This is a genomic window from Flexivirga sp. B27 (assembly GCF_052905685.1).
Genome location: NZ_JBPYUM010000001.1, coordinates 223,305 through 244,156, shown reverse-complemented (window position 1 = coordinate 244,156; position 20,852 = coordinate 223,305). Strand labels below are relative to the sequence as shown.

Sequence of the window (20,852 nt, the reverse complement as noted above, 5' to 3'; positions counted from 1 at the left end):
CGATGGTCGGCCCGGCCAGGACACCGGGCAACGGCCCACGACGTGACATCACGGAGGTTTCACCATGACCCACAGCATGGCCCACAGTCCGGCGCTGGAGTCCCGGCCGACTCTCGTTCTCGCGGACCTGTTCGCCGACACACGCCTGCGCAGTGCGCTGCTCGTCGCCGGAGGCGCCGCGCTCACGGGCCTGGCGGCACAGGTCGCGTTCCCGGTCCCCGGCTCGCCCGTGCCTGTCACTGGCCAGACCTTCGCGGCGTTGGTCGTCGGATCCAGCCTCGGCATGCGCCGCGGTGTGTTGTCCATGCTGCTCTACCTGGCTGCCGGCATGGTCGGAGTGCCGTGGTTTGCCGAAGGTTCCTCCGGGGCCGGTATGCCTACCCTCGGCTACATCATCGGTTTCGTCGTTGCGGCTGCCGCTGTCGGCGCGCTCGCCCGTCGCGGTGCGGACCGTTCACCGCTCACGATGGCCGGTGCCATGCTCGTCGGCAGTCTGCTGATCTACGCCGTGGCGCTGCCCTACCTCGCCTTCTCGCTGCACATCGGACTGTCGCAGGCCTTCGATATCGGCATGCGCGACTACCTGCTCGGTGACGTGCTCAAGGTGGCGATTGCGGCCGGCTGCATGCCCGCGATCTGGCAGCTGATCCAGCGTAAGCACTGAGGACGACTGCTACCGCATCCATGGCGCATGCATTGTCAAACCTCGTGATTCACTGATCCGTATGCCGCACGAGTCACGGTTCGATACCGAAGCCGCCACCTGGGACGACAACCCCGAGCACGAGAAGCGGCAGGTCGCCGTCGCACGGTCGATCGAGCAGGCCGTCCAGCTCCGGACCAGCATGCGCGCCCTCGACGTCGGCGGCGGCACCGGACGCCTGAGCATCCTGCTCGCGCACAACGTCGGCTCGGTGGTCGTCACCGACCCGTCCGCCGGCATGGTGGAAGTGGCCCGTCAGCGCATCCTTGCCGCCGGACTCGACGACAAGGTGCACGCGGTGCGCGCCGACCTGACCACCGACCAGCTGGACGGCCAGTTCGACGTCGCGTGGAGCTCACTCGCCCTGCACCACGTGCACGACGTGGACGCGTTGTTGCGCCGGCTGGCAAGCCTGCTCACGCCGGGCGGGCGTCTCGCGATCGCCGATCTCGACGAGGACCCCGACGGTGCCTTTCACGCCGGCAAGCCGGACTTCGACGGGCACCACGGCTTCAACCGTGAGCGCCTCGCCGATCAGCTCGCTGCAGCCGGCTTCTCCGACATCACCTTCGGCGACGCCACGACCGTCGTGCGGGACGACCGGGAGTTCGGCCTGTTCCTGTGCACGGCGACTCAGCGGCGATAGAGCAGGTACTGCTTCCTGGTGCGGTCGAAAGCCTTCAGCTCCGGCTGCCACGCCGCCACGATCTGTGCAGCACTGTCACCCGCGGAGAACATCGTCAGGAACCGGTCCGATCCGGTCAGCAGGTTGATCCACCGGCCGCCGTCACCGCGCCAGTCGAACTCGTCGTAGAGGTCACGCAGGGTGGTCATCATCGTGGTCGCCGTGCGTATGGCGTCGACCCGACCGGGGTCGGTGATGTGCACCTGCACCCCACCGCACACCTCCCCTTCGTTCTTGGAGAACGTCGGGTTGAAGTAGGCCTCGCGGAACTCCACACCGTGCAGGTGTTCCTTCGAAAGCCGCTGTGCCCACTTGTAATCCACGTATGGCGCACCGATCAACTCGAAGGGCCTGGTGGTCCCCCGGCCCTCGGAGAGGTTGGTCGCCTCGAACATGCACAGACCCGGATAGAGCAGCGCCGTGTCGGTCGTCGGCATGTTCGGTGACGGCATGATCCACGGGGCGCCGGTGTCGGCATACAACTCGCGGGGCGACCAGCCCTGCACCTGCACGACCTCGAGGTCCGTGATGGACTTCCCGGCCACCCTCGGCATGAACTCGCCGTTGTAGAACCGCGCGAGCTCGCCGGCACTCATGCCGTGCTGCTGGGCGATCTTGTCCAGTCCGACACCGGAGGTGAAGCCGTCGTGCAGGACCGGGCCCTTCGCCTCTCCCCCAACAGGATTCGGACGATCCAGGACGACAAACCGACGGCCCGTTTTGGCCGCCGCCGCCATCGCGTTGTAGAGCGTCCAGGGGTAGGTGTAGAACCGTGCGCCGACGTCCTGTATGTCGAAGACGATCGTGTCGACCTTCGCCTGACCGTAGTAGTCGACGAACTTGTCGATGTTTGCGCCGTATGCGTCGTAGACGGTGACCCCCGTCCGTTCGTCGACATAGGTGTCCTCCGACTCACCGGCCTGCGCGGTGCCGCGGAAGCCGTGCTCGGGGCCGAAGACGCCACCGATCTCGACCTTCCCGGACTCGACCATCACGTCGACGATGCTGCGCAACCCGTCCCGCACCACACCGGTCGGGTTGGTGACGACTCCGATGCGCTGACCCGAGAACACCTTCCACCGGTCGGCCGCGGCGACGTCCGCGCCGGCCCGGAAACGCTTGTGGCCGTGTCCGTTCCCGCGGTTTGTCGCGGCATCGGCTCCGGCTGCGCCCGCAACGGTCAACGCTCCGACACCGCTGACGGCCGCAGCCCCCAGGAAGCCGCGTCGACCCATCCGACCCTTGCTGTAGTCACTCGAGTTGTCCATGCCCACGAGCATGGCGCACCCGGATCGCCGAATGTGCCAACCAGGTCAACAATTCACCCAGCGTGTCGCATCGAGGTAATCATTGGTCATCAGCCCGCCTGCAACTGCAGCGCACTGGTCACCAGCGCGAAGTGGCTGAACGCCTGTGGCGTGTTGCCCAGTTGGCGCTGCCCGCTCGGGTCCCACTCCTCGCTCAGCAGACCGACGTCGTTGCGCAGGTCCAGCAGTCGCTCGAAGAGCGCCGTGGCGTCACGCTGTCGACCCGCGGCGTGCAGGGCGTCGACCATCCAGAACGAGCACGCGAGGAACACCCCTTCACCCCCGGGCAACCCGTCGTCGGAGGCGGAGTTCTGATACCGCAGCACCAACCCGTCCTGGGTCAACTCACGGTTGATCGCGTCGATCGTGCCCAGCATGCGCGGGTCGTCGCCGGGCAGGAACCCCACCCGCGGAATGATCAGCACACTGGCGTCCAGTGCCGTTGCGCCATACGACTGCACGAAGGAGTTGCGCTCCTGGTCGAAGCCGTGCGCGAGCACGTCGGCGTGGATGGTGTCGCGCAGCGCCTCCCACCGGTCGACGGGGCCGTCCAGCGTGGGGTGCCGGCGCACCGCCTTCGACATCCGGTCCGCAGCCACCCATGCCATCACCTTCGAGTGCGTGAAGTGACGGCGTGGGCCGCGAACCTCCCACAGTCCGTTGTCGGTCTGGTCCCAAATGCCCTCGAGGTGCTCCATCAGCGCCATCTGCAGGTCCCAGGCGTCCTCGGTGGCCGCCAGACCCTCTTCGCGCGCCCACGCAATCCCGTTGAGCGTCTCACCCCACACGTCGAGTTGGAACTGATCGGCGGCGGCGTTGCCGACCCGCACCGGCGACGAATCCTCATAGCCACGAAGCCATTTCAGCTCGCTCTCCGGCAGTCGCCGGGCGCCGTCCAGGCCGTACATGATCTGCAGGTCAGCCGGGTCCCCAGCAACTGCTCGCAGCAACCACTCACGCCAGGCCTTGGCCTCGTCGAGATAACCTCCCGCGATCAACGCCTGCAACGTGTATGTCGCGTCCCGCAACCAGCAGTAGCGGTAGTCCCAGTTGCGCGGGCCGCCGAGCTGCTCCGGCAGCGACGTCGTCGCCGCTGCAACGATCCCGCCGGTCGGCTGGTAGGTCAGTGCCTTCAGCGTCAACAATGATCGCTTGACGGCATCGGCGTAGGGACCGTCGAGATCGTTGCCCCTCGCGCACCATTCCTGCCAAAAGCTGAGGGTGCCCGCCAGCGCACGCTCCGGGTCGACCGGCTCAGGATGACCCCGGTAGCTCGGTGACCAGGTCAGCACGAACGGGACGCGGTCGCCCGCCGACACGGTGAAGTCCGAAACCGTCGACCACTCATGGCCTTTCGTCGGTGCCGGTGTCCGCAGCCGTACGGCGTCAGGACCGGCCACCGCGAGCAACTGGTCGCCGTCGTGGTGGACCCACGGGCGCACGCTGCCGTAATCGAAGCGCAGCGTGAGCTCGCCGTGCATCTGCACGGTCCCGCTGACACCCTCGACGATCCGCACGATGTCCGGCGCGTGGTCGCGTGGAGGCATGAAGTCGATGACGCGGACGGTGCCCGACTCCAGCTCCCACTCGGTCTCGAGCACGAGCGTCTGGCCGACATACCGGCGCCGGGTGCAGGCACCGCCACCCGCCGGCGCCAGGATCCAGCGCCCTGCGTGCGGGCCGTCCAGCAGGGCGGCGAAACATGCGGGCGAGTCGAATCTCGGCAGGCACATCCAGTCCACGGAGCCTTCGTTGCTGATCAGCGCGGCCGTCTGCAGGTCGCCGACAATTGCGTAGTCCTCGATCCGAGCCATATTTCCGCATGGTGCCACAGCATTCGGGGAGATCGCAGGCGAACCGGTCTAGGGTCGGATCGACCAGTTCTTCGTTGCCGGAAGGAAATCGGATGAGTTGCGAGACCCTGGAGCAGGCGGTCGATGACGGCATCCTGACCATCACGCTGCACCGTCCGGAACAGTTGAATGCCTTCACGGTCACCATGGCTGACGAGCTGGAGGCGGCGTTCCGCACGGTGAACGACGACGACTCGGTGCGCGCCGTGATCGTCACCAACATCGGCGCCAACACCTTGGACGCCGGGGAGTCTTTCGTCGTGAGCATCAACTACGGGGAGGCCGACGTGCTGGATGTCGATGCGCTGAACAATATCGACAATGTAAACGTCCTGACGGACGGCACGGCAATGTCGACCTGATGATCACGGCGGCGACGCCCATCCCGGCGGGAGATCAGGTGGTCGACATCCCATTGAGCTACAACCCGATCACCGTCGAGATCGACCTCGCCGCCTTGCAGAACACCGCGCCGGGAACCATGTCGGGAATCCTCACCGGAGACAGATCGACGAATCAAAATGATGCCTCCTCGAACTACGGCCTGAGTGTCAGCCTGTTGTCCGGGTTCTCCACAGCACTGGGGGCGCTGACAGAGGCCCTGGGCAAGCTCGGGATCGCCATCCCGACAGTCACCTTGAACGTGCTGACCGACTGAACTCGCCGCGACCCCACGGCTAAGGTCGGCTCCGTCACATCGCTGTGTTGGAAGGAGCCCCGGATGGCCTTCGAGACCATCGCGCACCACGTCGATGACGGAGTCCTCACAGTCACGTTGCGCAGGCCGGAGCAGCTGAACGCGTTCACCGTGACGATGGCCGACGAGCTGGAGGCGACGTTCCGCACGGTGAACGACGACGACTCGGTGCGCGCCGTGATCGTCACCGGAGCCGGGCGTGCTTTCTGTGCCGGTATGGCGCTCTCCACCGATGGCAACGTCTTCGGGCTGGACGAGAGCTGCGAGCCGACGCTCGCGGACATGCAGGACCTGTCCGATCCTTCGCTGGCGCGGGTTCGTGACACCGGCGGGCGAGTGACACTCGCGATCCATGACTGCAAGAAGCCGGTCGTCGCAGCGATCAACGGTCCCGCGGTCGGGATCGGAGCGACGATGACGCTGGCGATGGATGCGCGCCTCGTGTCGACGAAGGCGCGTTTCGGCCTGGTCTTCGGCCGCCTCGGCATCGTGCCGGAGGCAGCATCATCGTGGTTCCTGCCGCGCATCGTCGGGCTGCCTCGAGCACTGGACCTGGCGTTGTCCGCCGACGTCCTGGACGCCGATGCCACGGTCGAGAACGGTTTGGCGACAGCGTCATACGAGCCTGATCAGCTTCTGCCGGCAGCTCGGGAGCTCGCCGACCGGTGGACCAAGGGCCGCTCCCCGGTCGCCGTGGCGCTGGCCCGCCAGATGCTGCGTCGCAACTCGTCATACGACCATCCCGCGGACGCCCACCGGGTGGACTCGCTCGCGATGTTCTGGACCAGCGTCGGCGACGGCAAGGAGGGTGTTGCCGCGTTCCTCGAGAAGCGTTCACCCGAGTTCACCGGCCGGGCATCCGCCATGCCCGACTTCTACGACGACTGGATCGACGAAGCCCGTTGAAGGACAAGGAGACCGATATGACTGGCCGGCTGGACCCCGAGATCATGAAACGCTTCCCGGTCGTCGACGTCGACGACCTGCCACCGGACCTACAGGAGCGCATCGCCGCGGTCAGCGAGAAGTCCGGCTTCATCCCCAACGTGTTCATCGGCATCGCGCAACGACCCGAAGAGATGCGCGCGTTCTTCGACTTCCACGACTCACTGATGGACCGCGAAACCCCGGGGCTGAGCAAGGCAGACCGGGAGATGATCGTGGTCGCCACGAGCGCCGAGAACGACTGCCTCTATTGCGTCGTCGCGCACGGGGCGATCGCCCGCATCCGGTCCAAGAACCCTTACATCTCAGACCAATTGGCGACGGACTGGCGCAAGGCCGATCTCGACGAGCGGCAGCACACAATCATCTCGGTCGCCGTCAAGCTGGCCTCCCGTCCCTCGGAGATCGTCGACGACGACCTGGATCTGCTGCGCGCACAAGGGCTTTCGGAGGAAGACGTCTATGACGTCGGTGCGATCACGGCGTTCTTCTCGATGAGCAACCGGCTGGTCCATTGGACTGGACTGATGCCCAACAAGGAGTTCTACCTGATGGGTCGCGTGCCGCGCAGCTCCTAGGTCCCGTATGCCGCCCGCGTGTGCTCGTCGGCCGGGAGGAAGGTCTCCAGGTGCAGGCCCTCGAGTGCCGCGTCGGTCGCGGTCGTGAGGCGGGCGGCGGTGCTGAAGAACCGCAGCGGGCCCGAATCCGACTCGAGCTCGAGGACGACCACCGGGCCACCGACCGCCGGAGTGGTGTCCGCCTCGACCAGCTCCGCAACCTCACGAGCCAAGGCGGAATGCCGCGGGTCGCGCGTCTGCGCGGCTCGGTGTCGCAGCTGCTGCCCGAGGTGCGCGGCCCAGACCGGCAGATTCCGGATCCGCGGGGCCAGCCCGTCCGGGTGCACGCACAGCCGGATGACGTTGATCGGCGGCTCGAGCAGTGCGGCCGAGCAGCCTGCCATCAGCGCGTCGACCGCGGAGTTCGCGTCGACAACCTCCCAGTAGTCATCGAGCAGCAGCGCCGGGTAGGGCAGGTGCGCGTCCAGGAGGTCACGCAACCCGCTCATCACGCTCAAGAGGGAAGCGTCGTCCAGGGCGCTGTCGGCGTACTGCGGTGCGTATCCGCCGGCGAGCAGGATCCGATTTCGTTCTCGCAGCGGGATTTCCAGATGCTCCGACAGGTGCACGATCATCTGTGGCGTCGGCTTGGCCCGGCCGGTCTCGACCCGGCTGAGGTGTCGGGTCGACACCGTCGACAGATCGGACAACGCCTGCTGGCTCAGCGACCGACTCTCCCGCCATTCGCGCAGCAACTCTCCGACGGCGGGCTCTTCGGCGATTGCAGTCATGTGCGCCAGCGTAGGCGCGCGCATCTCGTGGACCATGACCTGCGAGGTCATGGCCGGCGAGCACTCACAGGTCGCAGTCTTGTGTCGTTCACGAAGCGCACACCGAGGAGAGAACGACCATGAACACCACCGACACCGTGCCGGCCGGATACGCCATCGGCTACCTCGAGAACGTCGACATGGGGCCGCACATCGTCGAATACCTCGAACGGATCGAGGGAACGTTCGAGCCGTACGGCGGCCGCTGGCTCGTGCACACCACTCGCCACCAGACACATGAGGGCAAGCTGCCGGGCGACGTGATCATCATCGGGTTCCCGTCGGTCGACGCCGCTCGCGAGTGGTTCGCGTCCGAGCCCTACCAGCAGATCGCACCCTTGCGAGCAGATCACGCGGACTCGATCGTCATCACGATCGAAGGAGTGCCGGAGGGATACCGAGCCACCGACACCGCGGCGAAGATGCGAAAGCAACTGAAAGCCGGGTGAATTGGGCCGGAATCGCGACGGTCCCAATCGTTGACCGTGCCGTGCCCGCCGGTCGGAGTCGGGTTAGTGTGGCCATATGCGACTAATTCGCATATGGCCACACGCACACTCTCGCGAAAGGTGATCCCGTGTCCGACTACGACCTTCCTGACCTCCCCTACGACTATTCCGCCCTCGAGCCGCACATCTCCGGCGCCATCATGGAGCTGCACCACGACAAGCACCACGCGGCATACGTCAAGGGCGCCAACACCGCCATCGAGCAGATGGCCGAGGCGCGTGAGACCGAGAAGCTCGGCCCGGTCAACCTGCTGGAGAAGAACCTCGCCTTCAACCTGGCCGGGCACGTCAACCACTCGGTGTTCTGGCCCAACATGAGCCCGGACGGCGGCGACAAGCCGGACGGCGAGTTGGGTCAGGCGATCGACGAGTTCTTCGGCTCCTTCGACGCGTTCCGCGCGCACTTCACCGCGAACGCACTGGGCATCCAGGGCTCCGGCTGGTCGATCCTGGCCTGGGACAGCCTCGGCGCCCGCCTGGTGATCTGCCAGCTCTACGACCACCAGGGCAACCTGCCAGTGGGCCTGACTCCCCTGCTGATGCTCGACATGTGGGAGCACGCGTTCTACCTGCAGTACCGCAACGTCAAGAACGAATACGTCGATGCCTGGTGGAACATCGCCAACTGGGCGGACGTGCAGGAGCGGTTCGCCCGCGCCCGCACCCAGACCGCCGGGCTGATCGTGCCGCAGGCCTGAGCCGATCACCCCGCTGGTTGGTCACGGTCACGACACGGTGACCGTGACCAACCCGCTGTTGCCCTCCCAGTTGCCGTATTCGTCGGGGCCGAACGTGTAGTCCAGCCGGATCGCGCCGGGGCACGTCACGTCGACCGACCCGGCACTGTTGGTCAGTCGCGGGTTGACCGTCACCGACGCCGTTGTGACGTGATGTTGCGGCGTCGACCCGATCTCCCAGTCCGCGGAGTCGAAGTGCAGGTCCGTCGGAGTCGGCAGACCCTTGATGACCCGGGCACCGAGCATGTCGTTCCAATTCACCTCCAGCGGCCCTTCGGTCGTCTGCACACTGAGCTGCGACACGGTGAAGCCGAGGTATGCCGGTCCGTGTTGCTGCTCGAAGACGTCGAGGGCCGGGCACGGGGGCATCGTCAGGTCGGCATACACGTGCCAGCTGACTCCCATCGGCACCAGCGAGCTGACCCACCTGCCCTCGAGCAGTTGCAGTCCGGCCGGCAGGAAACATCCGCAGTAGTCGACGTTCTCGCTCGCCGCCGCAGCAGGCGCAGCACTCGCCACCGCGACGACGGGCAGCACCCACGCGGCTCCCTTGCTCACCTGGCGTCTCGTCAGTTCGGTCATTTTCGGCTTCCCTCCCATGGGCACAACGGTTTTCGGGCAGAATCGGGGCCAGCTGCGACCGTCCGCCCACGCTGATGCTCACACCGTTGTGCCTCGTTGTCGGCAGCCTCCGAACACGTCCGAACAAACACGATCGAGGAACCGCGTGGGACAGGCAGAGGCAGGTGCGCACTCCCCCGGACCCGCGCCGGCGCCCGGCGTCATCACCGGACCCGACGATGTCGTGACTGCGCTGCGGGAGCTCCGCCGTTGGGCGCAGCACCCGTCATACGCAGACATTGCGCGCATCGTCCGCGACATCCGCACGGCGCGGGGCGTCCCCGCTGAACGCGCTCGGCCCGCGCGCACGACCATCTACGACTGCTTCCGGGAGGGACGCACCCGCTTCGACCCCGACCTGATCGCCGACATCGCGGAGGCGCTGACCGGTGACCAGAACGTCCGCACCGTATGGCGCCACGCGGCACGGGCTGCCACTCCGGCCCCGGATCATCGCGGCGTCGTCCCCCAGGTCATGTCGCTGCCCGCCCGGCCCGAACCGTTCGTCGGACGCGACGACGCACTGCGTCCACTGCTCGATCCGGGCGGACCCCGGGTGCACGTGATCCGCGGCCTCGCCGGAGTGGGCAAGACCGCCCTGGCCGTGACCGCGGCGCACGAGTTGCTGCGCCGCGGCACGGTCGACACCGTGGTGCACGTCCAACTGGCCGGCTTCGACACAGCCGGGCATCCGGCCGATCCCTTCGACGTCATGAGCGGTGTCCTGCGCGTGCATCTGCCGGCAGCCACCGCAGCACCGGCGGCGGAGACGCTGCGCACCCGATATCTCGGCCTATTGAGTGCCCGGCGCAGCCTCCTGCTGCTCGACGACGCCGCATCCTGGCGGCAGACCGAGGCGTTGCTCCCGCGCGACTCCACCACGCGGGTCATCGTCACCAGCCGGTGGAACGAGCCACTGCCGGACGCTGTCGGCTGCACCACGCTGGACGTGCTGGACGAGAGCGCCGCCCATCGGTTGCTCGACCTGCCCGACAGCGGTCCCGCGCGCGAGCTCTGCGACCTCACCGGGCGGCTGCCCTTGGCGCTGACACTCGCGCGGGCGCAGCTGGCCGGGCGCCCCGACTGGACACAGCAGGATCACGCCGACGCCTACCGTGACCGGCTCCGGTCCCTGCAGGTCGGCCACGAGGTGGAGGCGACGCTCGGGGTCACCTACACGGCGCTGTCCGACGCCGGTCGTCACGTGTTGCGCATGACGTCGCTGCATCCGACCACGACGATCGGGCTGGACGCCGTGGCAGCGCTCACCGACCTACCGGAAGCCACCTGTCGGACCGTGCTGCGCGACCTCGAAGACGCGCACCTGGTGCGGTCGACCACACCCGATCGTGCGACCGACCAGTGGGAAATGCACTCTCTGGTCAAGGTTTTCGGCGAGCAAATGGCGGTCCGCGACGAGCGGCCGCAGCAGCGCAAGGCCGCCGTGCGACGGCTGATGGATCACTACCTCCGCACTGCTGCCGCAGCTATCGCCGCGACCCAGCCGGGCGCGACGAAGGACTGGTACTGGATGGACACCAGCTCCCTGCCGGCCGTGCCGCCGCCCGAGGCCGCGACCTGGCTTCGGCGCGAGCACAGCAACCTGCTGACGGTGGCGTTCTGGGCAGCCGAGCAGCACCAGACGGACGCATCCGCGAAACTCGCCGCGGTGCTCTCGCCGCACCTGTGGGAGGGCGGGCAGTTGACCGAGGCCGTCACGCTCAACCGCACGGCGCAGGCGGCGGCCGTCATACAGCAGGACAGTGCGGGGGCAGCTCTTGCCGAGCGCAACCTCGGCATGGCCCATCTCCGACTGAGCCGATATGACCGCGCCGCAACCTATCTCGAGCGCGCCGAGACGCTCTTCCGCGGACTCGACGACGGTGACGGTGCCGCCTCGGCGAGCAACAACCTGGCGATCATCGCCACCATGACCGGGCGGTATGACGAGGCGCTCGAGCGCATGGAGGCGGTCTGCGCGCATTACCGCCGCACCGGTGACGACGAGCACCTCGTGGGCGCGCTGACCAACATCGGGGTGATCCGCGCCCGGACGGGCGATGTCACCGGATCGGTCGAAATCCAACAGGAGGCAGCGGATCTCGCCCGCCGGCACGGTTGGGAGAAGCGCGAACAATTGGCACGCAGCAATGTGGCGGGACTGCTGGCCGACACCGGCGATCCGGCACTCGCGGACCAGGCCGTGACCTCCGGGCGGCGTGCGGTCCTGCTCGCACGGCGGCGCGGCGACGAGTCGGGACAGGCGTTCGCCGAGGCGAACCTCGGCATGTCGCTGCATCTGGCGGGTTACGTCGCAGAGGGGCGCCGGCTGGTCGAGCACGCGTTGCACCTCGCAACAACACTCACCATCCAGGAACTGGTCACGTCCGCTCACAACAACCTCGGCGAGATGCTGCTTCGCGAGGGCGAAAACGACGCCGCGCGAACGCATTTCGAGCAGGCGCACGAGATCGCCGAGCAGATCGGTGAGGCCTACGAACTCGAACGCGCGCGGGACCACCTCGATCGGCTGCCCCGCTGACGCGTGCTCCGCCAGTCTCCGGCGAGACGTCAGCCGAGCTTGGCCAGGGCGTCCTTGAAGCGCTCCACCGTGCCGTCGACGTCGCCGAGCTTGTCCAGGCCGAAGAGGCCCAGCCGGAAGGTCGCGAAGTCGTCCGGCTCGCCGCACTGCAGCGGCACGCCAGCGGCGACCTGCAGACCGACCTGCTTGAACTTCGCGCCGGTCTTCAGCTCCGGGTCGTCGGTGTGGACGACAACCACTGTGGGAGAGGCGAATTCGTCCGCGGCGACGGACTTGAATCCTGCGTCGGCCAGCACGGAGCGGATCTTCGCGCCGAGGTCGACCTGCGCGGCACGCAACGTGTCCGGGCCGGCATCCCGCGCCTCGAGCATCAGCTCCGCGTTGTGCGCCAGACCGTCGGTCGGCATCGTGGCGTGGTAGGGAGTCTGCCCGTCGACATACGCGTCGGTGATCGCCAGCCACTTCTTCAGGTCCATCGCGAAGCTGGTCGACGTCGATGCCTCGATCGCCGACCGCGCGGCGTCGTTCAGCATCACGTAACCCGCGCAGGGGGTGCCGCTCCAGCCCTTCTGCGGCGCGGTCAGCAGCACGTCGACCCCGAGGTCGCGCATGTCGACCCAGAGCGCACCGGACGCCACGCAGTCGAGCACGAAGAGTCCGCCCACCTCGTGGACCGCTGCCGAGACGGCCCGCACATACTCATCCGGGAGCAGGATGCCCGAGGCGGTCTCGACGTGCGGCGCGAAGACGACCTCCGGCCGCTTCTCGCGGATCGCCGCGACGACCTCGTCGACGGAGGCCGGCTGCCAGGCTGCCTGGTGCTCGTCGCTCACCGGCGCGGCAGGCCAGACGGTCGACTCGCTCGGGATGTCGCCTGCCTCGAAGATCTGCGACCAGCGGTAGGAGAACGCACCGTTGCGCACGACAAGGGTGCGCTTGCCGGTCGCCAGCTGGCGGGCGATGGCCTCCATGCCGTAGGAGCCGCCGCCCGGGACGATCGCGACGCTGTCGGCGGCATACGTGCTGCGCAACACGTCGAGGATGTCCTGCATGACGCGCACGAAGCGCTGCGACATGTGGTTCAGGGAGCGGTCGGTGAAGACGACCGAGTATTCCAGCAGGCCGTCCGGGTCGATGTCATCATGTGGCAGGTTCACGATCGCACCGTGCCACACATGCTTGCTCGAGCGGTAGGCAGGTCCGGTTGCCGGGACCTCAGCCCAGTTCGCGCACCGTGCGTAGGACGTCGTCCAGCATCGCTTGGGTCAGCCGGCCGGTGAAGGTGTTCTGCTGGCTCACGTGGTAGCAACCGACCAGCTCCACCGGCCCTGCCGGGCTGTGCAGGGCCGCCCTCGCCCCGTGGCCGAACTTCGGCTTCGGCCGCGGGACCTCCCAGCCGATCGCGCGTGCGGTGGAAATCGTCGCGTCCCAGCCGATCCCGCCGAGCACGAGTATGACGCGCAGCTTGTCCTGCGAGAGTTGCAGCTCCTGCTCCAGCCAGGGACGACAGGTCGCCTTCTCCGGGGTCGTGGGCTTGTTGGCGGGCGGTGCGCAGTGCACCGGTGCCGTCATCCGGATGCCGTGCAACTCCAGCCCGTCCCCCGCAGCGACCGACGACTCCTGGGTGGCGAAACCGGCGCGATACAGGGCGGCGAAGATCCAGTCCCCCGACCGGTCGCCGGTGAACATCCGGCCGGACCGGTTCGCGCCGTTGGCCGCGGGCGCGAGGCCGACGATCAGCCGAGTCGCCTCCGGGTCGCCGAAAGCCGGAGCGGGCCGTCCCCAGTAGGGCTCATCCGCGAAGGAGCGGCGGCGGCCGGTCGTCGCCACTTCTTCGCGCCAGCTGACCAGTCGCGGGCACGCGCGACATACGGAGACCTGCGCATTGAGCTCCTCGAGCGTTGTCGCGGCCTTGGCCAGTCGGCGCACGCCGGCAGCCGTCTTCGCCACCGGGGTCTGCTCGGTGGCAGTGTCGCCGGGCCAGCCGGTCCCTGGCCGCACCGGTGACTCGAAGAGCCGGCCGGTGACCGGGTGGGGATCGCGTCGCGCAGAGGTCATGCTCCCGGTTCTATCCGGTGTCGGTCGTGCGTGCAAAGATTCTTCGGGTGTCGACGATCGTGTTCTTCCACGCCCACCCGGACGACGAGAGCTCACAGACCGCGGGTTCCATGTCTCGAGCCTCCGACGAGGGCCACCGTGTGGTGGTGGTCTATGCCACAGGTGGCGAGCACGGCGAGGTGCCGGACGACCTGGCGCCGAGCGAGACACTCGCGCAGCGTCGCAGGACCGAGGCCGAGGCATCGGCGCGGGTGACGGGCACCGCCAGGGTCGCCTGGCTCGGCTACCACGACTCGGGGATGACCGGGTGGGAGCAGAACTCCGACCCCAAGTCGTTCCATCAGGCGCCGGTCGCGGAAGCAGCCGAGCGGCTCGCAGCGATCCTCGACGAGGAGGACGCCGCCGTGCTCGTCGGTTACGACTGGCACGGCAGCTACGGCCACCCCGACCATGTGAAGGTCCACGCCGTCACCTACGCCGCGGCGGAGCTGGCCAAGCGCTCACCACGGGTGCTCGAAGAGACGATGAATCGCGACGTGATGCGCGCATCCATGCAGGCAGCTCGTGACGCCGGCATGGAGGTGCCGTTCGATCCGGACGGGCCGATGGACGACGGCAACCCGATGGGCCTGCCCGAGGCCGAACTCCACTGGGCCGTGGACGTTTCGGCATACCTGGACCGCATCCGCGGCGCGATGCGGGCACACCGCAGTCAGGTGTCGGACATCGGCACGTTCATGGCGATGCCCGATCAGGTCTTCGCGGCCGGCTTCGGCACCGAATACTTCCGGGAGCGAGGTCGTCCGGACGGCATGGTGCACGGCTGGTTCATGGACGCCGCAACCCGATGACCGACGTCCCGAAGCTGTTGCCCGCCGAGGCCCTGCCGATCGGCCGCGAGATCGACTGCGGCAGCTACGAAGTCACCGAGAGTGCCATCCGCGACTTCGCCACCGAGTGGGACCCCCAGTACTTCCACGTCGACCCTGCACGCGCCGCAGACAGTGACTTCGGCGGCCTGATCGCCAGCGGGCTGCACACCATGTCGATCTATCAGCGGCTCGTCGTCACGGCGGTCTATCAGCGATATGACGTCGTCGCCGGTCGCAACTTCCGGCAGGTCCGCTTCCTGCGGCCGGTGCGTGCCGGGGACGTGCTGACCTGCACCGCGATCGTGCGATCCGTCGAGCCCGACAAGCCCGGCCGCTGCACTGTCATCGTCGAAGGTCGCCTGCACAATCAGCACGAAAAGTCGGTGCTGGAGCTTGAGCTGGACTGCGTGGTCCGTTCAGAACACACCGCTGCGCCGGAGTGACCCCTCCGCCACGGTCACCTCGGCAGTTGCGCCCGCACCAGCAACCGAGTGGAGTGCGCGACGAATGATCCGTCCCGCCGGATCGCAGTGTCCAGGTCGCGCAGCCGGGCGGCATACCGCCCGACAGTGAAGTCCGGCACCCACCACACGCATTTGCGCAGGATGTAGACCACTGCCCCGATGTCGAAGAACTCCATCCGGCATCGCGCGCTGCGGATCTCGTCGACGACCAGGCCGGCCGCAGTCGCGCCCGCCCGATCGTGGCGTGAGTGGCGCCCGTCCCGGACTTCGTCGGACAGCGGGCCCAGGAACCATTCGATCAGCTCGAAGGCCGACTCCGGCCCGACGTGTTGCGCGAGGTAACGGCCGCCGGGCCGTAGCACCCGCGCGATCTCCGGCCAGTCGGAAGCCACCGGATGACGGGCGGTGACGAGTTCGAAGGTCTGGTCGGGGAACGGCAGCGCGGCACCCTCGTCGACGGCAACGACGCGAACACCACGCGGTCCCAGTCGTTTTCGCGCGGCCGTGACATTGGGCGGCCAGCCTTCGGTCACGACCAGGTGCGGTGGCAACACCGGTGCCGAGTCCACCACTTCTCCCCCGCCGGTCTGCAGGTCCAGCGCACTGTCGACCCCGCGCAGCGCATCCGCCAGCAGCCCGGAGTAGCCCCAACCGGGGCGCTCCTCGGTGGCTCGCCCGTCGAGCCAGGAGAAGTCCCAGCCGGACACGTCGACCTGCGATGCCTCCCGGATCAGTTCGTCATACGACCGCATCCGACCATCCTGACAACGCAGTCAACCGGATTCACCACTGCGGCGGATCTGCCTTGCTCAGCTCCGGGTCGTCGGACGCGAACGTCCGCACCCGGCCCGGGCCGGTGGTCGGCCCCTCGAAGCGCACCGTCACGCGGCCGAGACCACTGCCCCAGACCCAACCCGCGCCGTGCTCGGTATGCGCGATGTCCTCCCCCGGCCACCACGCCGGCGGCGCTTCCCCGTTGTATGCCGCCGGCCCGGGAGTGCGTCGGACGTCGCCCGCAGGGGTTGCCGGCACGTCAGCCTCTGGAGTGTCCGTGCCGTCGAACGGCAATTGCACCTCCTCGGGGTCGCCGAAACGCAGCTGCTCCTGTGCGTGTGTGCCGAGCCCCGAGACGCCAACACCCAACAACCGCAGGCCGTCCGACACGTCAATGCCAGCGAGCAACCGACGCGCGACGTCAAGGATCACGCCCGCATCACCGGTCGGATGCAGCAGCGTCTCGGAGCGGGTGGCGGTCGAGAAGTCGTGCTGCCGAGCCTTGATCGTGACCGTCCGTGCGAAAGCGGCCGACTTGCCGAGCCGGGCGGCGGTGCGCCGGGCCAGGCTGACCAGCTCGGCGTCGAGGATCTCGCGGTCCACCACGTCGTGCTCGAAGGTCTCCTCCGCCGAGACGCTTTTGGCCTCCCGCTCCACGACGACCTCGCGATCGTCGCGCGCCCTGGCGAGTTCGTGCAGGCTGCCGCCGTGGGCGGCGCCGAAGATGCTGACCAGGTCGGTGCGTTCCATCCGCTGCAGGTCGGCCACCGTCTCGACGCCGAAGGAGCGCAGTCGTGCCTCCGTCGCCGGGCCGATGCCACTGACGACGCGCACCGACAGCGGTGCGAGCACCTGCAGCTCGCGGCCGGGCGGCACCACCACCAGGCCGGCGGGCTTCTCCAGGTCGGACCCGATCTTGGCCAGCATCTTGGAGCTGGCGATGCCCGCCGATGCGGTCAATCCGCCTGTGGCGGAGGAGATTTCGGCGATGATCTGCTGTGCGACAGCACGCACACCGTCCGGGCTGAGGTCCAACCCGCTCCCGGCTGCCAGGTCGACATACGCCTCGTCGACACTGACCTGCTCCACCACCGGCGACACCTCCCGCAGGATGCCCATGACGACGCGGCTGGAGGCGCGGTAGGCGTCACCCCGCGGGTGCAGGAAGGCAGTGCCGGGCGGGCACCGGCGGCGGGCCTCGGCTGTCGGCATCGCCGACCGGGCGCCGAATTTGCGCGCCTCGTAGGATGCGGTGGCCACGACACCGCGTGCCCCGACCCCGCCCACGCAGACCGGTTTGCCCCGCAACGACGGCTTGTCGCGCTGCTCGACCGCTGCGAAGAACGCGTCCAGGTCCAGATGCATGATGCTGGCCACGGAACGCACGGCAGGCCTACGCTCCGTCGGCGTTGTGGATCGCAGGCTCCCTCCAACGCCAGCGCATCGCAGACCTTCTGTGCCCGTGCTGCATGAACTTCACCGGACCATTGTCACCGATCAGATCGTCAGCACGATCTTGACGTCGTCGGGCTGCGGTGTGAACGCGTCCGCGAACTGCTCCAGCGGCACCCGCCGGGTGACCAGTCGCTCCAGCCACTGCAGATCGGCGGCCGCCAGTGCCTTCGCGGCCGCCTCGTAGTGGCGCAGGTTGGCGTTGACCGACCCGACGATCGCGGCGTTGCCGAGCACCGCCGAACGGTTGACGGTCCCGAGGTCGACGGTCTCGGTCTCCCCGGGGTCCGAGATGCCGGTCAGCACGGTGATCGCGTAGGGCTTGGGGTTGGCCAGCGCAGCGTTGACGACGGGCGTCGCGCCGGTGCCCTCGATGATCACGTCCGGCTCGACCTGCTCGATGACCTTGTCGACCGCGTCGGTGTGATAGGTGCCGCCGAGGTCTTTGACCAACTGCGGCTTGGGCCCGTCGGTCACGCGGTCGAGCACGTGCACGTCGAGTCCGCGGGCAGCACCGATCATGGCCGCCAGCAACCCGATCGGGCCGGCACCGGTGATGAGCACCGACTCCGGCTCGAACCACGCACGGCCACCGATGTGGTCGACCTGCTCCCACGCCTTGGCCACGATCGTCGTCGGCTCCATCAGCATGCCGACCGACTCCAGTGCCGGGTCGAGCTTGACCGCGTGCTCGGCGTGCACCCGCCACTGCTCGGCGGCGAAACCGTGCAGCGACTTGATGCCGTGCTCGGTGTATTCGCCGTTGCGGCACATGTCCCACTCGCCGTGCGCGCAGGCACCGCAGGGCTGCGGATCGGGCATCCGGACAACGCCGACGATCAGATCGCCGGCAGCGAACCCGCTCCCCTCGGGTGCCTCCAGGACGCGGCCCAGTGACTCGTGCCCGAGGATCAGTCGCTGCGAGCCCTCCGGCGCCCAGCCGTAGTCGCCGTCGGCCAGCTCGTGGTCGGTGCCGCACACGCCCACCGCGAGCCCGTCGACCAGGACGTCACCGAGCGCGGGATCCGGGTCCGGCATGTCCTGCACCGCCAGGCTGCCGGATTCTCCAGGGATGACTGTGAGTGCTCGCATGATTGCGAAGTTACCCGACCCGCCTGGCCGGCCGGGTCAACCCCCGAGCAACGTCCGGTGGGTCAGCCGACGGTGCGGTGCAGCAACAGCGGGAGTATGGCGCGAGCCCCCGCCATACGCAGTTGTGCCGCAGCCACCGTGACGACCCAGCCGGATGACGATGCGTCGACGATCAGCAGCACGACCTGTCCAGCGACGTCGGGCAGCGCACCGGCCTCCAATGCCTCGCGCCAGAAGGTGGCTTCATCCACCGAGGTCGCGTCGGCCGGCGGTGTGCCATCGACCGCCCAGCGCTGCACCGGCAACCGACCGGCGGCACCGAGCGCATCGGCCACCCCGCCGACAAGCTGCGGATGTCCGGCTGCGCTCAGCGCCACGACCGTCTCGGGGCGCTCGGCCCAGCCCCACTGCGCCAGCGTCCGGACACACGCCTCGACCAGGTCGGGCGGCGGCGGACCGTCGGTGCGCAGTGCGCCGGCGAGCAGCTCGCCCCACTCTGCGGCGTCGGCGTGCACGATGACCCGCCCCTCCTCGGCCGCTTCCGCAGCAGGGATCCGGCCGCGTCGGCCGAAGGAGCCGCCGGGCCACATCTTGCGCGGCTCGAGCAACTGCTGGCCCTCACGCAACAACTGCCGCACCCGAGCGACCGTCTCCGGATCGGCGTCTGGCCGCAGCGGCTCCGGCAGCCGACCCAGGCAGACCGAGCAGCGCCCGCACGGCTCCGCCTCCGGGTCGTCGAGCGACTGCTGCAGCAACTGCATCAGGCACTGATCGCCACGGATGTAGCTGCGCATGATGTCCGCCTCCCGGCGGCGGACCGCGAGCACCCCGTCGTAGTGCTCCTGGTCGTAGCTCCACGGCTTCCCCGTCGACACCCAGCCGTCGGCGGTCCGCTCGGTGATGCCGTCGACGGCGAGCTGCTTGAGCAGCAGGTCGACCTTGCTGCGTCGCAGGCCGCTCTCGGCCTCCAATTGCGGCACCGACATGGCGTCACCGGTCGCGCCCAACGCCTCCAGCAGACGCCGGACCTGCGGCTCCTTGGGGATCGTCGCTGTCGCGAAGTAGTCCCAGACGCCGTCGTCGCCGGCCGACGGCAGCAACGCAACCAGCGCGTGATCGATCGCGCGCCCCGCACGGCCGACCTGCTGGTAGTAGGAGACCGGCGAGGGCGGGGCCCCCACGTGGATGACGAACCCGAGATCCGGCTTGTCATAACCCATGCCGAGCGCTGAGGTCGCGATGAGCGCCTTGACGCGGTTGGCGCGCAGGTCCTCCTCGAGCCGCTCGCGCGTGTCAGAGTCCAGCTGGCCGGTGTAGGCCGCAACCGGCGCGTCTGCGCCATACCGATGACGAACGGCCTCGGTCAGCCGCTCTGCGTCGGCGACGGTCAACGTGTAGACGATGCCCGACCCGGGCAACTGCGGAAGGTGATCGACCACCCAGGCGAAGCGCTGCAGCGGATCCAGCTGCGGCAGCACGGCCAACTGCAGGCTGGCACGGGCGAGCGGCCCGCGCAGGACCACGGTGTCGTCGCCGAACTGGGCGGCGATGTCGTCGACCACGCGCCCGTTGGCGGTGGCCGTCGTCGCCAGGACCGGCGTCTCGGGGTTGAGCCGGCGCAGCACGTCGGTCACCCGGCGGTAGTCGGGCCGGAAGTCGTGACCCCAGTCGGACACCGAGTGGGCTTCGTCGACGACCACGAGGCCGAGCGAGCCGGTCAGCGACTTCATCACGCGCGCGCCGAACGTCGGGTTGGCCAGTCGCTCCGGTGAGACCAGCAGGACGTCAATCTGTCCGGTCGCCAGATCGGCCTCGATGCCTTGCCACTGGCCGATATTGGAGCTGTTGAGGGTCGCAGCGCGCAGCCCGGCCCGCTCGGCAGCGGCGACCTGGTCGCGCATCAACGACAGCAGCGGCGAGATGACCAGCGTCGGTCCGCGGCCATGTGCGCGCAGCCAGGACGTCGCGATCCAGTAGACCGCGGACTTGCCCCATCCGGTCGCCTGCACGACCAGCACCCGGGCACCGTGTTCGGTCAGTGCCTGCAGCGCCTCCAGCTGCCCGTCGCGCAGTCGCGCGCCCGGGCCGGCCAGCACTGCCAGGGTGTCGTCGGCGACGGTCTCGATGGTCGGGGAAGTCACGGTGGTCATGGTG

At 68.4% G+C, this 20,852-nt stretch carries 21 protein-coding genes; 11 read left to right on the top strand and 10 right to left on the bottom strand.

Features of this window, described 5'->3' with window-relative positions:
• Positions 1-64: 64 nt before the first annotated feature.
• Together ACSZL9_RS01140 and ACSZL9_RS01135 are read left to right on the top strand one after the other, a co-directional pair.
• Positions 65-664, top strand: coding sequence for a biotin transporter BioY (locus ACSZL9_RS01140; RefSeq protein WP_446663621.1), 600 nt, complete (start codon positions 65-67; stop codon positions 662-664).
• A 61-nt stretch (positions 665-725) separates the two neighbouring features.
• On the top strand, positions 726-1,349 hold the full coding sequence (locus ACSZL9_RS01135) for a class I SAM-dependent methyltransferase (RefSeq protein ID WP_446663620.1): 624 nt from the start codon (positions 726-728) through the stop codon (positions 1,347-1,349).
• Here the strand turns inward: ACSZL9_RS01135 and ACSZL9_RS01130 are convergent.
• Both ACSZL9_RS01130 and ACSZL9_RS01125 read right to left on the bottom strand, forming a co-directional pair.
• Positions 1,337-2,656: an exo-beta-N-acetylmuramidase NamZ family protein gene (locus ACSZL9_RS01130; RefSeq protein ID WP_446663619.1), complete on the bottom strand. Its 1,320-nt coding sequence runs from the start codon at positions 2,654-2,656 to the stop codon at positions 1,337-1,339. The two genes, ACSZL9_RS01135 and ACSZL9_RS01130, sit on opposite strands and share 13 nt — an antisense overlap.
• Before the next feature lie 89 nt (positions 2,657-2,745).
• Positions 2,746-4,509, bottom strand: a complete 1,764-nt coding sequence (locus ACSZL9_RS01125; RefSeq protein ID WP_446663618.1) for a glycoside hydrolase family 15 protein — start codon at positions 4,507-4,509, stop codon at positions 2,746-2,748.
• 92 nt (positions 4,510-4,601) lie between these two features.
• Here ACSZL9_RS01125 and ACSZL9_RS01120 point away from each other — a divergent pair, with 92 nt between their 5' ends.
• From ACSZL9_RS01120 to ACSZL9_RS01105, 4 genes are all read left to right on the top strand, one after another.
• Complete coding sequence (locus ACSZL9_RS01120) at positions 4,602-4,910, top strand: enoyl-CoA hydratase-related protein (protein WP_446663617.1); 309 nt, start codon at positions 4,602-4,604, stop codon at positions 4,908-4,910.
• Positions 4,910-5,206, top strand: coding sequence for a hypothetical protein (locus ACSZL9_RS01115; RefSeq protein ID WP_446663616.1), 297 nt, complete (start codon positions 4,910-4,912; stop codon positions 5,204-5,206). The genes ACSZL9_RS01120 and ACSZL9_RS01115 overlap by 1 nt, the downstream gene beginning before the upstream one ends.
• Positions 5,207-5,269: 63 nt before the next feature.
• Positions 5,270-6,151: a crotonase/enoyl-CoA hydratase family protein gene (locus tag ACSZL9_RS01110; protein WP_446663615.1), complete on the top strand. Its 882-nt coding sequence runs from the start codon at positions 5,270-5,272 to the stop codon at positions 6,149-6,151.
• Positions 6,152-6,168: 17 nt separating this feature from the next.
• Positions 6,169-6,768, top strand: coding sequence for a peroxidase-related enzyme (locus tag ACSZL9_RS01105; RefSeq protein WP_446663614.1), 600 nt, complete (start codon positions 6,169-6,171; stop codon positions 6,766-6,768).
• On the opposite strand, the gene ACSZL9_RS01100 is transcribed toward ACSZL9_RS01105, so the two are convergent.
• Positions 6,765-7,538 carry a helix-turn-helix domain-containing protein gene (locus tag ACSZL9_RS01100; protein ID WP_446663613.1) on the bottom strand — a complete coding sequence of 258 codons (774 nt, stop codon included), beginning with the start codon at positions 7,536-7,538 and terminating at the stop codon, positions 6,765-6,767. The genes ACSZL9_RS01105 and ACSZL9_RS01100 overlap by 4 nt on opposite strands.
• Positions 7,539-7,657: 119 nt before the next feature.
• Here ACSZL9_RS01100 and ACSZL9_RS01095 point away from each other — a divergent pair, with 119 nt between their 5' ends.
• Complete coding sequence (locus ACSZL9_RS01095) at positions 7,658-8,026, top strand: DUF1330 domain-containing protein (protein ID WP_446663612.1); 369 nt, start codon at positions 7,658-7,660, stop codon at positions 8,024-8,026.
• A gap of 128 nt (positions 8,027-8,154) precedes the next feature.
• Complete coding sequence (locus ACSZL9_RS01090) at positions 8,155-8,784, top strand: superoxide dismutase (RefSeq protein ID WP_446663611.1); 630 nt, start codon at positions 8,155-8,157, stop codon at positions 8,782-8,784.
• A gap of 27 nt (positions 8,785-8,811) precedes the next feature.
• Here ACSZL9_RS01090 and ACSZL9_RS01085 read toward each other — a convergent pair whose 3' ends face one another.
• A complete protein-coding gene (locus ACSZL9_RS01085; RefSeq protein WP_446663610.1) occupies positions 8,812-9,405 on the bottom strand; it encodes a hypothetical protein in 594 nt (197 codons plus the stop codon).
• A 145-nt stretch (positions 9,406-9,550) separates the two neighbouring features.
• On the opposite strand from ACSZL9_RS01085, the gene ACSZL9_RS01080 reads away from it, so the two are divergent.
• On the top strand, positions 9,551-11,986 hold the full coding sequence (locus ACSZL9_RS01080; RefSeq protein WP_446663609.1) for a tetratricopeptide repeat protein: 2,436 nt from the start codon (positions 9,551-9,553) through the stop codon (positions 11,984-11,986).
• Between the two features lie 29 nt (positions 11,987-12,015).
• Here ACSZL9_RS01080 and ACSZL9_RS01075 read toward each other — a convergent pair whose 3' ends face one another.
• Together ACSZL9_RS01075 and ACSZL9_RS01070 are read right to left on the bottom strand one after the other, a co-directional pair.
• The gene (locus tag ACSZL9_RS01075) at positions 12,016-13,143 is read right to left on the bottom strand and encodes an aminotransferase class V-fold PLP-dependent enzyme (protein WP_446663608.1); all 1,128 of its coding nucleotides are present in this window, start codon (positions 13,141-13,143) and stop codon (positions 12,016-12,018) included.
• 58 nt (positions 13,144-13,201) lie between these two features.
• Positions 13,202-14,044, bottom strand: a complete 843-nt coding sequence (locus ACSZL9_RS01070; protein WP_446663607.1) for a uracil-DNA glycosylase — start codon at positions 14,042-14,044, stop codon at positions 13,202-13,204.
• Positions 14,045-14,091: 47 nt separating this feature from the next.
• Between ACSZL9_RS01070 and ACSZL9_RS01065 the strand changes: the two genes are divergently transcribed.
• The gene (locus tag ACSZL9_RS01065) at positions 14,092-14,895 is read left to right on the top strand and encodes a PIG-L family deacetylase (protein ID WP_446663606.1); all 804 of its coding nucleotides are present in this window, start codon (positions 14,092-14,094) and stop codon (positions 14,893-14,895) included.
• Positions 14,892-15,359 carry a MaoC/PaaZ C-terminal domain-containing protein gene (locus ACSZL9_RS01060; protein WP_446663605.1) on the top strand — a complete coding sequence of 156 codons (468 nt, stop codon included), beginning with the start codon at positions 14,892-14,894 and terminating at the stop codon, positions 15,357-15,359. Before ACSZL9_RS01065 ends, ACSZL9_RS01060 begins: the two co-directional genes overlap by 4 nt.
• A 14-nt stretch (positions 15,360-15,373) precedes the next feature.
• Here ACSZL9_RS01060 and ACSZL9_RS01055 read toward each other — a convergent pair whose 3' ends face one another.
• From ACSZL9_RS01055 to ACSZL9_RS01040, 4 genes are all read right to left on the bottom strand, one after another.
• Positions 15,374-16,132, bottom strand: coding sequence for a class I SAM-dependent methyltransferase (locus ACSZL9_RS01055; RefSeq protein ID WP_446663604.1), 759 nt, complete (start codon positions 16,130-16,132; stop codon positions 15,374-15,376).
• Positions 16,133-16,163: 31 nt separating this feature from the next.
• Positions 16,164-17,540, bottom strand: coding sequence for a DNA polymerase IV (locus ACSZL9_RS01050; protein WP_446663603.1), 1,377 nt, complete (start codon positions 17,538-17,540; stop codon positions 16,164-16,166).
• A gap of 111 nt (positions 17,541-17,651) precedes the next feature.
• On the bottom strand, positions 17,652-18,698 hold the full coding sequence (locus ACSZL9_RS01045) for a glucose 1-dehydrogenase (protein ID WP_446663602.1): 1,047 nt from the start codon (positions 18,696-18,698) through the stop codon (positions 17,652-17,654).
• A gap of 62 nt (positions 18,699-18,760) precedes the next feature.
• Positions 18,761-20,848, bottom strand: coding sequence for a RecQ family ATP-dependent DNA helicase (locus ACSZL9_RS01040; protein ID WP_446663601.1), 2,088 nt, complete (start codon positions 20,846-20,848; stop codon positions 18,761-18,763).
• Between the last annotated feature and the right edge of the window lie 4 nt (positions 20,849-20,852).

Excerpts from the sequence above, each read along its gene's own strand:
- ACSZL9_RS01140 (WP_446663621.1), top strand. The coding sequence starts at position 65 with ATGACCCACAGCATGGCCCACAGTCCGGCGCTGGAGTCCCGGCCGACT.
- ACSZL9_RS01135 (WP_446663620.1), top strand. The coding sequence starts at position 726 with ATGCCGCACGAGTCACGGTTCGATACCGAAGCCGCCACCTGGGACGAC.
- ACSZL9_RS01130 (WP_446663619.1), bottom strand. The coding sequence starts at position 2,656 with ATGGACAACTCGAGTGACTACAGCAAGGGTCGGATGGGTCGACGCGGC.
- ACSZL9_RS01125 (WP_446663618.1), bottom strand. The coding sequence starts at position 4,509 with ATGGCTCGGATCGAGGACTACGCAATTGTCGGCGACCTGCAGACGGCC.
- ACSZL9_RS01120 (WP_446663617.1), top strand. The coding sequence starts at position 4,602 with ATGAGTTGCGAGACCCTGGAGCAGGCGGTCGATGACGGCATCCTGACC.
- ACSZL9_RS01115 (WP_446663616.1), top strand. The coding sequence starts at position 4,910 with ATGATCACGGCGGCGACGCCCATCCCGGCGGGAGATCAGGTGGTCGAC.
- ACSZL9_RS01110 (WP_446663615.1), top strand. The coding sequence starts at position 5,270 with ATGGCCTTCGAGACCATCGCGCACCACGTCGATGACGGAGTCCTCACA.
- ACSZL9_RS01105 (WP_446663614.1), top strand. The coding sequence starts at position 6,169 with ATGACTGGCCGGCTGGACCCCGAGATCATGAAACGCTTCCCGGTCGTC.
- ACSZL9_RS01100 (WP_446663613.1), bottom strand. The coding sequence starts at position 7,538 with ATGACTGCAATCGCCGAAGAGCCCGCCGTCGGAGAGTTGCTGCGCGAA.
- ACSZL9_RS01095 (WP_446663612.1), top strand. The coding sequence starts at position 7,658 with ATGAACACCACCGACACCGTGCCGGCCGGATACGCCATCGGCTACCTC.
- ACSZL9_RS01085 (WP_446663610.1), bottom strand. The coding sequence starts at position 9,405 with ATGACCGAACTGACGAGACGCCAGGTGAGCAAGGGAGCCGCGTGGGTG.
- ACSZL9_RS01070 (WP_446663607.1), bottom strand. The coding sequence starts at position 14,044 with ATGACCTCTGCGCGACGCGATCCCCACCCGGTCACCGGCCGGCTCTTC.
- ACSZL9_RS01060 (WP_446663605.1), top strand. The coding sequence starts at position 14,892 with ATGACCGACGTCCCGAAGCTGTTGCCCGCCGAGGCCCTGCCGATCGGC.
- ACSZL9_RS01055 (WP_446663604.1), bottom strand. The coding sequence starts at position 16,132 with ATGCGGTCGTATGACGAACTGATCCGGGAGGCATCGCAGGTCGACGTG.
- ACSZL9_RS01045 (WP_446663602.1), bottom strand. The coding sequence starts at position 18,698 with ATGCGAGCACTCACAGTCATCCCTGGAGAATCCGGCAGCCTGGCGGTG.
- ACSZL9_RS01040 (WP_446663601.1), bottom strand. The coding sequence starts at position 20,848 with ATGACCACCGTGACTTCCCCGACCATCGAGACCGTCGCCGACGACACC.